12 protein-coding genes and 1 pseudogene are annotated in these 11,188 nt (G+C 39.0%); 12 read left to right on the forward strand and 1 reads right to left on the reverse strand.

Annotated features, from left to right (window positions below):
• Positions 1-176: pseudogene (locus HT736_RS10780) on the reverse strand (IS5/IS1182 family transposase); the annotation flags it as partial.
• A 335-nt stretch (positions 177-511) separates the two neighbouring features.
• Between HT736_RS10780 and HT736_RS10785 the strand changes: the two are divergent.
• From HT736_RS10785 to HT736_RS10840, 12 genes are all read left to right on the forward strand, one after another.
• On the forward strand, positions 512-1,465 hold the full coding sequence (locus tag HT736_RS10785) for a class I SAM-dependent methyltransferase (protein ID WP_172931035.1): 954 nt from the start codon (positions 512-514) through the stop codon (positions 1,463-1,465).
• Positions 1,466-1,514: 49 nt separating this feature from the next.
• On the forward strand, positions 1,515-2,705 hold the full coding sequence (locus tag HT736_RS10790) for an acetate kinase (RefSeq protein ID WP_166731747.1): 1,191 nt from the start codon (positions 1,515-1,517) through the stop codon (positions 2,703-2,705).
• Between the two features lie 515 nt (positions 2,706-3,220).
• On the forward strand, positions 3,221-3,676 hold the full coding sequence (locus HT736_RS10795; RefSeq protein WP_042900233.1) for a hypothetical protein: 456 nt from the start codon (positions 3,221-3,223) through the stop codon (positions 3,674-3,676).
• A 5-nt stretch (positions 3,677-3,681) separates the two neighbouring features.
• Positions 3,682-4,227, forward strand: a complete 546-nt coding sequence (locus tag HT736_RS10800) for a hypothetical protein (protein ID WP_050223352.1) — start codon at positions 3,682-3,684, stop codon at positions 4,225-4,227.
• A gap of 326 nt (positions 4,228-4,553) precedes the next feature.
• Positions 4,554-4,925 (forward strand): ribonuclease P protein component, encoded by a 372-nt coding sequence (gene rnpA / locus HT736_RS10805; protein WP_172931036.1) that lies wholly within the window; start codon positions 4,554-4,556, stop codon positions 4,923-4,925.
• Entirely contained in the window at positions 4,900-5,724 is an 825-nt protein-coding gene (locus HT736_RS10810; RefSeq protein WP_345890492.1) for a membrane protein insertase YidC, read from the forward strand. The genes rnpA and HT736_RS10810 overlap by 26 nt, the downstream gene beginning before the upstream one ends.
• Positions 5,725-5,741: 17 nt before the next feature.
• Positions 5,742-6,728, forward strand: coding sequence for an RNA-binding cell elongation regulator Jag/EloR (gene jag / locus HT736_RS10815; protein WP_000260001.1), 987 nt, complete (start codon positions 5,742-5,744; stop codon positions 6,726-6,728).
• A 50-nt stretch (positions 6,729-6,778) separates the two neighbouring features.
• Positions 6,779-7,402: a ribonuclease P gene (locus HT736_RS10820; RefSeq protein WP_172931038.1), complete on the forward strand. Its 624-nt coding sequence runs from the start codon at positions 6,779-6,781 to the stop codon at positions 7,400-7,402.
• Between the two features lie 116 nt (positions 7,403-7,518).
• Entirely contained in the window at positions 7,519-9,495 is a 1,977-nt protein-coding gene (gene tkt, locus HT736_RS10825) for a transketolase (protein WP_172931039.1), read from the forward strand.
• Between the two features lie 117 nt (positions 9,496-9,612).
• Positions 9,613-9,912 (forward strand): preprotein translocase subunit YajC, encoded by a 300-nt coding sequence (yajC, locus tag HT736_RS10830; RefSeq protein ID WP_000445809.1) that lies wholly within the window; start codon positions 9,613-9,615, stop codon positions 9,910-9,912.
• Positions 9,913-9,958: 46 nt separating this feature from the next.
• Entirely contained in the window at positions 9,959-10,387 is a 429-nt protein-coding gene (locus HT736_RS10835) for a low molecular weight protein-tyrosine-phosphatase (protein WP_172931040.1), read from the forward strand.
• A gap of 1 nt (position 10,388) precedes the next feature.
• Entirely contained in the window at positions 10,389-10,799 is a 411-nt protein-coding gene (locus HT736_RS10840) for a hypothetical protein (RefSeq protein ID WP_172931041.1), read from the forward strand.
• Positions 10,800-11,188 lie beyond the last annotated feature (389 nt).

The raw sequence follows: 11,188 nt of genomic DNA on the forward strand, positions 1-11,188 counted from the left end.
GAAGTCGCCATAAGAAGGTCTTCTAGGCTTAGTTTAGGTTTTCGTCCCCCTTTTGCGTGTTTACCTTGATAAGCTGTTTTCAATACAGCTAACATCTCTTCAAAAGTGGTGCGCTGAACAGCAACAAGGAGCTTGAATCGTGCATCAGTTAGTTGTTTACTTGCTTCATAATTCATAGAACTACTATACCATGTTTTGTTTCGCAGGAAGTCTAATAAATAAAAACTCTTTAAAATTTTGTTGGGAAAATGGGAAAAGATATAAATGGAAACTTAGTATAACACTTGGAAAACTCTGTAAAAATAGTAAGTCAATTCATGCTTCGTTTTTTCTCTAGGGAAGTTGGGCGGCTATATTTCTATGACCATTTGTCGGAATAAACATCCCTGCCAAGGGTCTATAGAAAAACTTTTGTTATCAGATTTAGATGCCCAACTTGTCATTTATACTCTTTCATATAGGACTTTCTATAAGGATGGAAAAAAGAAGGGAAATTTGATAAGATAGGAATATGGATTTTGAAAAAATTGAACAAGCTTATACCTATTTACTAGAGAATGTCCAAGTCATCCAAAATGATTTGGCGACCAACTTTTATGACGCCTTGGTGGAGCAAAATAGCATCTATCTGGATGGCGAGACTGAGCTAAATCAGGTCAAGGAGAACAATCAGGCTCTTAAACGCTTAGCGCTTCTCAAAGAAGAATGGCTCAAGACCTACCAGTTTCTCTTGATGAAGGCTGGGCAGACAGAGCCCCTGCAGGCTAATCACCAGTTTACGCCAGATGCTATTGCCTTGCTTTTGGTATTTATTGTGGAAGAGTTGTTTACAGAGGAAGAAATCACTATCCTCGAAATGGGTTCTGGCATGGGAATTCTGGGCGCTACTTTCTTGACCTCGCTTGATAAAAAGGTGGATTACTTGGGAATGGAAGTGGATGATTTGCTGATTGATTTGGCAGCTAGCATGGCAGACGTGATCGGATTGCAGGCTGGCTTTGTCCAAGGAGATGCCGTTCGTCCACAAATGCTCAAAGAAAGCGATGTGGTCATCAGCGACTTGCCGGTCGGCTATTATCCTGATGATGCCGTTGCGTCGCGTCATCAAGTTGCTTCTAGCCAAGAATATACTTACGCCCATCACTTGCTCATGGAACAAGGGCTTAAGTATCTCAAGTTAGACGGATACGCTATTTTTCTAGCTCCGAGTGATTTGTTGACCAGCCCTCAAAGTGATTTGTTAAAAGGGTGGCTGAAAGAAGAGGCGAGTCTGGTTGCTATGATTAGTCTGCCTGAAAATCTCTTTGCCAATGTCAACCAATCTAAGGCTATTTTTATCTTACAGAAGAAAAATGAAATAGCAGTAGAGCCTTTTGTGTATCCACTTGCTAGCTTGCAAGATGCAAGCATTTTAATGAAATTCAAAGAAAATTTTCAAAATTGGAGCAAAGGTACTGAAATATAAAATAGATTTTGTTATAATAGTTGAAAACGCTTAAAAGAGGTAATTGATAATGACAAAAACAATCGCAATAAATGCAGGAAGTTCAAGTTTAAAATGGCAATTATACTTAATGCCAGAAGAAAAAGTATTGGCGAAAGGCTTGATTGAACGTATCGGTTTGAAAGATTCAATTTCAACTGTAAAATTTGATGGCCGTTCTGAACAACAAATTTTAGATATCGAAAATCACACACAAGCTGTTAAAATCTTATTGGATGACTTGATTCGTTTCGATATTATCAAGGCTTATGATGAGATTACAGGTGTTGGACACCGTGTTGTTGCGGGTGGAGAATATTTCAAAGAATCAACAGTTGTTGAGGGGGATGTTTTAGAAAAAGTTGAAGAGTTGAGTTTGTTGGCTCCTCTCCACAATCCAGCCAATGCAGCAGGTGTTCGTGCCTTCAAGGAATTGTTGCCAGACATTACCAGTGTAGTTGTTTTTGATACTTCCTTCCACGCAAGTATGCCAGAGAAAGCTTATCGCTACCCTCTACCAACAAAATATTACACAGAAAACAAGGTTCGTAAATACGGTGCTCATGGTACAAGTCACCAGTTTGTAGCAGGAGAAGCTGCAAAACTCTTGGGACGTCCATTAGAAGACTTGAAGTTGATTACCTGTCATATTGGTAACGGAGGCTCAATTACAGCTGTGAAAGCCGGCAAATCTGTTGACACTTCTATGGGCTTCACTCCTCTGGGTGGTATTATGATGGGAACGCGTACAGGGGACATTGATCCAGCTATCATTCCTTATTTAATGCAATATACAGAGGATTTTAATACACCAGAAGATATCAGTAGTGTTCTTAATCGTGAATCGGGTCTTTTGGGAGTTTCTGCTAATTCTAGCGATATGCGTGACATAGAAGCTGCTGTAGCAGAAGGGAATCACGACGCTAGCTTGGCTTATGAAATGTATGTTGACCGTATTCAAAAACATATCGGTCAGTACCTTGCAGTACTAAACGGAGCAGATGCCATTGTTTTCACAGCAGGTGTTGGTGAAAATGCAGAAAATTTCCGTCATGATGTAATCTCAGGAATTTCGTGGTTTGGTTGTGATGTTGATGATGAAAAGAATATCTTTGGTGTGACAGGAGACATCTCAACAGATGCAGCGAAGATCCGTGTCTTGGTTATTCCAACAGATGAAGAATTAGTCATTGCCCGTGATGTTGAACGCTTGAAAAAATAAGTGAAACTAAAAAAATATTCAATACAAGGAGTTGGGAAAGTTATTTTTCCAGCTTCTTTTTTTAAACTTAACTAGCTTTGAAAGGTAGAAGTCATAGATAGCGGTGGATGATTTTAAGAAGCGTTATAGTGGATTGAGATATAGTACATTGAGTCAAGAATAGGATACATCGGTTTCTGAAATATTGTTAAAAATGAGGATGAATTTCTCAATCAATTTGTTCATATTCTATTTCAACATACTATAAAATGTGAATAAATTAATTAGCTGATTTCAATGCATTTCTAAAAATGTATTAGAAGTCGTATTGTGCTGTTGTAATTTAAATTTGCTATAAAAGTGATAAAAGATAACTTATTTCTAATTTTCGCTTAGAATGACAGGTGTCATCGATTAATATTTTATATTATGTCAATTTTTGATTGTATCCGCTTACAATTTATGCTATAATAGTACAGTAATAAGTTATAAGAGCTGTTGTATCGTTCTTGGTTTATAGTTATGGAGGTAACATCATGGGTACTATTATGGAATTTGCAACAGAAAAACAGATTGAATCATTTCTTTCAACTTGTCATATCGAGGGACAAAGGAATTTTCTGATGGCTTTTAAGAAAAAGACATGGCTGAAATCCTTTATTGATTTTTTCATTATAGGAGGAGCCTACTATGTTCAGTCGAGTGTGAAGCCAAAGATTATGTCATTCACATCTAAGGGGATTTACTTGATGGACATTAGTGATGTAACTGAAAATCGGCCTAATCAAGTCATTGAAATGTCCTGGAGTCAAGTTGAAGATTTTAGTTATAACACCGTCTTGAACACAGTTAGAATTAAATGGCACTATCAAAGTGAACAGTACATCTTTTCAGTAGATGTAGGTAATATCAGTCAACATTTAGGACAGTATCAATTTAACAAACAACATTATGACTATTTAGCACAACACGATTTCTTTCAGAAAGAGTGAATGACATGAAAAAGATAATTACAAAATGTATTGTTATTGCTACGACTTTGCTTATTATGGTACCGAGTTTTATAGGGATTGCATATGCTAACGAAACAAAGGTTCCAAATACAACTGTAGAGTATATTGATGTTGCCGAAGTAGAGAAGGATTTGAAATTCTTGTTTACAGAAGCGACGAGTTATGAGAATGGCGTTCTTTATGTTAATAAAGAATTATTGACAGAACGCTATGGCACTTTAGCACCGTATATTGTAATGGGCATTGAACGTATTTATACAGAGCCTAATTTGGTTCAAAACTTGCAAGCTTCTTTACAAGATAGAGATTTTGTTTCATGTATGCGTGATGAGTTGATTGGTATGATTCCAGGTATGGAACTTGTTGATTTAATGAGAGGGGACATTATCAGTTATATTCAAGGTAAAATGTGGGGCAAAGCTGCCTCATATATAGCAATGGAACTTGCTAAATTTGGCATGAAGAGTAACGTTGCAGGAATCGTTGCACAATTAGGAATCTCTGCTGGAAAATGTGCTATTTGGGGTTAGTTATGCTTAAATACTTGTAATTAAGAATGTTAAAATGATAATTCTGTCTTTAATGAATGTGATAAAGTGGTTGGAAAATAAATTTTCTAACCATTTTGTCGTTTTTAGTGTTTACAGGGAAAATGACTTCAAATTTTTTAAGTTTTAAGTATAGACTGTTACGGGAACGGTAGACATTGTGACAATAAGAAAGAGAATGAAAGCACGACGAAAAGGATTAAAAAATAAACAAGAGAATATTGGTAGAATTGTCCAAAACCTTGCTATGATTGGCTTTTTTGAAAAATATGGTATAATAGTAGTAATTTAATAGATGGAGTTGAGTTTTGAAGAAAAACTTTCGTGTAAAAAGAGAGAAAGATTTTAAGGCGATTTTCACGGAGGGGACAAGTTTTGCCAATCGCAAATTTGTCGTCTACCAACTAGAAAACCAGAAAAACCATTTTCGAGTAGGTCTATCAGTTAGCAAAAAACTGGGGAATGCGGTCACTAGAAATCAAATCAAGAGACGAATCCGACATATTATCCAGAATGCAAAAGGGAGTCTGGTAGAAGATGTCGACTTTGTTGTCATTGCTCGAAAAGGGGTTGAAACCTTGGGATACGCAGAGATGGAGAAAAATCTACTCCACGTATTAAAATTATCAAAGATTTACCAGGAAGGAAATGGGAGTGAAAAAGAAACTACAGTTGACTAGTTTGCTAGGACTGTCTCTATTGATCATGACAGCCTGTGCGACTAATGGGGTAACTAGCGATATTACAGCCGATTCGGCTGATTTTTGGAGTAAATTGGTTTACTTCTTTGCGGAAATCATTCGCTTTTTATCGTTTGATATTAGTATCGGAGTGGGGATTATTCTCTTTACGGTCTTGATTCGTACAGTCCTCTTGCCAGTCTTTCAGGTGCAAATGGTGGCTTCTAGGAAAATGCAGGAAGCTCAGCCACGCATTAAGGCGCTTCGAGAACAATATCCAGGTCGAGATATGGAAAGCAGAACCAAACTAGAGCAGGAAATGCGTAAAGTATTTAAAGAAATGGGTGTCAGACAGTCAGACTCTCTTTGGCCGATTTTGATTCAGATGCCGGTTATTTTGGCCCTGTTCCAAGCCTTATCAAGAGTTGACTTTTTAAAGACAGGTCATTTCTTATGGATTAACCTTGGTGGTGTAGATACAACCCTTGTTCTTCCGATTTTAGCAGCAGTATTCACCTTTTTAAGTACTTGGCTGTCTAATAAAGCCTTGTCTGAGCGTAATGGAGCTACGACAGCGATGATGTATGGGATTCCAGTCTTGATTTTTATCTTTGCAGTTTATGCGCCAGGTGGAGTCGCCCTATACTGGACAGTGTCCAATGCTTACCAAGTCTTGCAAACCTATTTCTTGAACAATCCATTCAAGATTATCGCAGAGCGCGAGGCTGTAGTACAGGCACAGAAAGATTTGGAAAATAGAAAAAGAAAAGCCAAGAAAAAGGCTCAGAAAACGAAATAATAAGGAGGAATCTGGTAATGGTAGTATTTACAGGTTCAACTGTTGAAGAAGCAATCCAAAAAGGATTGAAAGAATTAGATATTCCAAGGAAGAAGGCACATATTAAAGTCATTTCTAGGGAGAAAAAAGGCTTTCTTGGTTTATTTGGTAAAAAACCAGCCCAAGTGCATATTGAAGCGATTAGTGAAACGACTGTTGTCAAAGCAAATCAACAAGCTGTAAAGGGAGTTCCAAAACAAATCAATGATTTGAATGAGCCTGTTAAAACAGTTAGTGAAGCGACCGTTGATTTGGGTCATGTTGTAGAGGCAATTAAAAAGATTGAGGAAGAAGGCCAAGGTATTTCTGATGAAGTCAAGGCTGAAATCTTAAAACATGAAAGACATGCCAGCACTATCTTAGAAGAAACTGGTCACATTGAGATTTTAAATGAACTTCAAATCGAGGAAGCGATGAGGGAAGAAACGGGCGCTGATGACCTTGAAACTGAGCAAGACCAGACTGAAAATCAAGACTTGACAGAGATGGGCTTGAAAGTTGAACCGAGCTTTGATATTGCCCAGGTGGCTACGGATGTGACTGCCTATGTTCAAGCGATTGTGGATGACATGGACGTTGAGGCGACGATTTCAAATGACTATAACCGTCGTAGCATCAATCTACAAATTAACACCAACGAACCAGGTCGTATTATCGGTTACCATGGTAAAGTCTTGAAGTCCTTGCAACTGTTGGCTCAAAATTATCTTTATAATAGCTATTCAAGAACCTTCTATATTACAATCAATGTCAATGATTATGTTGAACACCGTGCAGAAGTCTTGCAGACCTATGCGCAAAAATTGGCGACTCGTGTTTTAGAAGAAGGCCGCAGTCATCAAACAGATCCCATGTCAAATAGCGAACGCAAGATTATCCACCGTATTATTTCACGTATGGATGGCGTGACTAGTTACTCTGAGGGTGACGAGCCCAATCGCTATGTCGTTGTAGATACAGAATAAGTAAAATCAGGTTTATCCTGATTTTTTGCTAGCTAGAGGAGATGAAACGGATGCTGAATAAGATAAGAGATTATTTAGACTTTGCTGGTTTGCAGTACCGTAATCCTGATAAAGCGGGAGCAGAGCGAGAGAAGATGCTGGAATTGCGCTATAAAGGCCAAGAGGCACGAAAGGCTTTTACAGAACTGGCCAAAGCCTTTCAAGCAAGCCATCCAGAATGGCAACTCCAACAGACTAGTCAGTGGATGAATCAGGCCCAGCGTTTGAGACCACATTTTTGGGTTTATCTACAGAGAGACGGACAAGTGACAGAACCTATGATGGCCTTACGTTTGTATGGGACATCTACTGACTTTGGAATTTCTTTGGAAGTCAGTTTCATCGAGCGTAAGAAGGATGAGCAAACACTGGGCAAGCAGGCCAAAGTTTTAGACATTCCAACCGTTAAAGGGATTTATTATCTAGCCTACTCTGATGGTCAAAGTCAACGGTGGGAGGCGAACGAAGAAAATCGTCGCACTTTAGTCGAGAAGATAGGCAGCCAAGAAGTCCGTAAAGTTTTAGTGAAGGCAGATGTTTCTTTTATAGAAAATCAATCATTAGAAGTGATTTTAGAAAAATTAGAAGAAGCTTATGAACGCTTGCTTCCCTATTATCAGGCGACAAGAGAGTAGAAAATAGATGACTTATCTAGTGTCGAATTGTTTGATTGCTATTCTATGTATTTTTTCATATAATAGTAAAATAGAATGTGTGATTCAATAATCACCTCAAATAGAAAGGAAATTCTATGTCAAATCTATCTGTTAATGCAATTCGTTTCCTAGGTATTGACGCCATCAATAAAGCCAACTCAGGTCACCCAGGTGTGGTTATGGGAGCGGCTCCGATGGCTTACAGCCTCTTTACAAAACAACTTCGTATCAATCCAGCTCAACCAAACTGGATTAACCGCGACCGCTTTATTCTTTCAGCTGGTCATGGTTCAATGCTTCTTTATGCCCTTCTTCACCTTTCTGGTTTTGAAGATGTTAGTATGGATGAAATCAAGAGCTTCCGTCAATGGGGTTCAAAAACACCAGGTCACCCAGAATTTGGCCATACAGCAGGGATTGATGCTACGACAGGTCCTCTAGGTCAAGGGATTTCAACTGCCACTGGTTTTGCCCAAGCAGAACGTTTCTTGGCAGCCAAATATAACCGCGAAGGCTACAATATCTTTGACCACTATACTTACGTTATCTGTGGAGACGGAGACTTGATGGAAGGTGTCTCAAGCGAGGCGGCTTCATACGCAGGTCTGCAAAAACTAGACAAGTTGGTAGTTCTTTATGATTCAAATGACATCAACTTAGATGGTGAGACAAAAGATTCCTTTACAGAAAGTGTTCGTGACCGTTATAATGCCTACGGTTGGCATACTGCCTTGGTTGAAGATGGAACAGATTTAGAAGCAATCCATGCTGCTATCGAAACAGCTAAAGCTTCAGGCAAACCATCTTTGATTGAAGTGAAGACTGTTATTGGATACGGTTCTCCAAACAAACAAGGAACGAATGCTGTACACGGCGCCCCTCTTGGAGCAGATGAAACTGCAGCAACTCGCCAAGCTCTCGGTTGGGACTATGAACCATTTGAAATTCCAGAACAAGTATATGCTGATTTCAAAGAACATGTTGCAGACCGTGGCGCATCAGCTTATCAAGCTTGGACAAAATTAGTTGCTGACTATAAAGAATCGCATCCAGAATTGGCTGCAGAAGTAGAAGCTATCATCGACGGACGTGATCCAGTTGAAGTGACTCCAGCAGACTTCCCAGTCTTAGAAAATGGTTTCTCTCAAGCAACTCGTAACTCGAGTCAGGATGCCTTAAATGTTGTAGCTGCTAAATTGCCAACTTTCTTGGGTGGATCAGCTGACCTAGCTCACTCAAACATGACTTATATCAAGACTGACGGACTTCAAGACGATGCCAATCGCTTGAACCGTAACATTCAGTTTGGTGTTCGTGAATTTGCAATGGGAACAATCTTGAACGGGATGGCCCTTCATGGTGGACTTCGTGTATACGGTGGAACTTTCTTCGTCTTCTCTGACTATGTGAAGGCAGCTGTCCGCTTGTCAGCCTTGCAAGGACTTCCTGTGACTTATGTCTTTACCCACGATTCAATCGCAGTTGGTGAAGACGGACCAACGCACGAACCAGTTGAGCACTTAGCAGGTCTTCGTGCTATGCCAAATCTAAATGTTTTCCGTCCAGCAGATGCGCGTGAAACGCAAGCAGCTTGGTATCTTGCAGTGACAAGTGAAAAAACACCAACTGCCCTTGTCTTGACACGCCAAAACTTGACTGTCGAAGAAGGAACGGACTTCGACAAGGTTGCTAAAGGTGCCTATGTTGTCTATGAAAATGCAGCAGACTTTGATACCATCTTGATTGCGACAGGTTCAGAGGTTAATCTTGCTGTCTCAGCTGCCAAAGAATTGGCTAGTCAAGGCGAAAAAGTCCGCGTAGTCAGCATGCCATCTACAGATGTCTTTGATAAACAAGATGCAGCATACAAGGAAGAAATTCTTCCAAATGCAGTTCGCCGTCGTGTTGCAGTCGAAATGGGTGCAAGTCAAAACTGGTACAAATATGTTGGTCTCGATGGTGCTGTTCTTGGTATTGATACCTTCGGAGCCTCTGCACCAGCACCAAAAGTATTGGCAGAATATGGCTTTACAGTTGAAAATCTTGTAAAAGTCGTTCAAAACTTGAAATAATCCTAAAAATCAGGGCGCAAGCTCTGGTTTTTTCTTACTAGAAAAGTAAGGTACAATCTTGTAAAAGTAGCTGAAATTTGATATAGTAGTCCTATGTAAAAGACAAAGGAGAATATAATGGAATCACAATATACATTTTTAATCATTCTTGTGGCTATGTTGGGCTTGATGTTCTTTACGCAACGCTCTCAAAAGAAACAAGCACAAAAACGTATGGAAAGCTTGAATAAACTACAGAAAGGCTATGAGGTTATTACAATCGGTGGACTTTACGGAACAGTCGATGAAGTAGATACGGAGAAGGGAACAATTGTTCTTGATGTAGATGGAGTTTACTTGACTTTTGAACTAGCTGCTATCAAGACAGTATTACCGCTGAAAGAAACAGCTTCACTAGAAGGCGCAATTGAAAAATAAGACGGGATCACTAACTCCCGTTTTTCTATAAAAGAAAGGAAATGGGATGGAAAAACTAGTCTTTGTCTGTCTGGGAAATATTTGCCGTAGCCCTATGGCCGAGTTTGTTATGAAATCAATGACAGATAACTACGAAATCCAAAGTCGAGCAACTTCCTCTTGGGAACATGGCAATCCGATTCATAAGGGGACTCAGGGAATTTTTCAACAGTATGAGATTCCTTATGACAAGAACAAGACATCGCTTCAGATTAGCAAGGAAGATTTTGAAGCCTTTGATTATATTATCGGAATGGACGCTTCAAATATTTCTGACTTACGTCAGATGTGTCCAGCAGACTGTCAAGATAAGATTTACTCATTTGCATCTGAAAGTGTACCAGATCCTTGGTATACAGGAGATTTTGAGGAAACCTATCGGCGTGTTCAAGAGGGCTGTCAAGTTTGGCTAGAACGTTTAGAAAAGGAGAGTTAAGGTGGAAAATCTTAAGAATGTTTACGAAAAGTATCGTGTCTATCTGACTCGTCCACGTTTAGAGCTTTTAGCAGTAGTTACCATTGTTTTTTGTGCTGTACTCGTCTTTTTTCTAAATATTCCCGGAAAAGGTGTTCTAAAGCTTGATAATGGAACGATTGTTTACGACGGCAGTCTTGTCCGTGGTAAAATGAATGGCCAAGGTACCATTACCTTCCAAAATGGAGACCAATATACAGGTGGTTTCAACAATGGAGCCTTCAACGGAAAAGGTACCTTTCAATCTAAAGAAGGCTGGACCTACGAAGGTGATTTTGTAAATGGTCAGGCTGAAGGAAAAGGGAAACTAACAACAGAACAAGAAGTCGTTTATGAAGGAACTTTTAAACAAGGCGTTTTTCAACAAAAATAAAGCCTCCTTATCAAAGGAGGTATTATTAGAATTACAAGGTAAGCGCTTACCTGTAAATCCCTTTCTTTCCAAATCCCTCTTCCAAGCAAGTTTGTGAAATAAAAAATATTTGAAATAAATTTCACAAACCTTAAAGAAAAAGCTTGCTAAGAAAAGAAAATAACAAACATTTCACAAGGAACTAAAAATTTTTTGCGAAATGTTTATAAAAACGTTTACAAAGTTGAAATAATGCGTTATAATAAACTTGTAAAAAAAATGAACAAAGGATTAATACTCTTCTAAAATCTCTTCAAACCACGTCAGCTTTATCTGCAACCTCAAAGCTGTGCTTTGAGCAACCTGCGGCTAGCTTCCTAGTTTGCTCTTTGATTTTCATTGAGTTTAAA

This window comes from Streptococcus sp. 339 (assembly GCF_013277285.1).
Taxonomy (GTDB): Bacteria; Bacillota; Bacilli; order Lactobacillales; family Streptococcaceae; genus Streptococcus; species Streptococcus pseudopneumoniae.

Bases quoted from the DNA above. Each gene is read 5' to 3' on its own strand.
- HT736_RS10785 (WP_172931035.1), top strand. From the start codon at position 512: ATGGATTTTGAAAAAATTGAACAAGCTTATACCTATTTACTAGAGAAT.
- HT736_RS10790 (WP_166731747.1), top strand. From the start codon at position 1,515: ATGACAAAAACAATCGCAATAAATGCAGGAAGTTCAAGTTTAAAATGG.
- HT736_RS10795 (WP_042900233.1), top strand. From the start codon at position 3,221: ATGGGTACTATTATGGAATTTGCAACAGAAAAACAGATTGAATCATTT.
- HT736_RS10800 (WP_050223352.1), top strand. From the start codon at position 3,682: ATGAAAAAGATAATTACAAAATGTATTGTTATTGCTACGACTTTGCTT.
- jag (WP_000260001.1), top strand. From the start codon at position 5,742: ATGGTAGTATTTACAGGTTCAACTGTTGAAGAAGCAATCCAAAAAGGA.
- HT736_RS10820 (WP_172931038.1), top strand. From the start codon at position 6,779: ATGCTGAATAAGATAAGAGATTATTTAGACTTTGCTGGTTTGCAGTAC.
- tkt (WP_172931039.1), top strand. From the start codon at position 7,519: ATGTCAAATCTATCTGTTAATGCAATTCGTTTCCTAGGTATTGACGCC.
- yajC (WP_000445809.1), top strand. From the start codon at position 9,613: ATGGAATCACAATATACATTTTTAATCATTCTTGTGGCTATGTTGGGC.
- HT736_RS10835 (WP_172931040.1), top strand. From the start codon at position 9,959: ATGGAAAAACTAGTCTTTGTCTGTCTGGGAAATATTTGCCGTAGCCCT.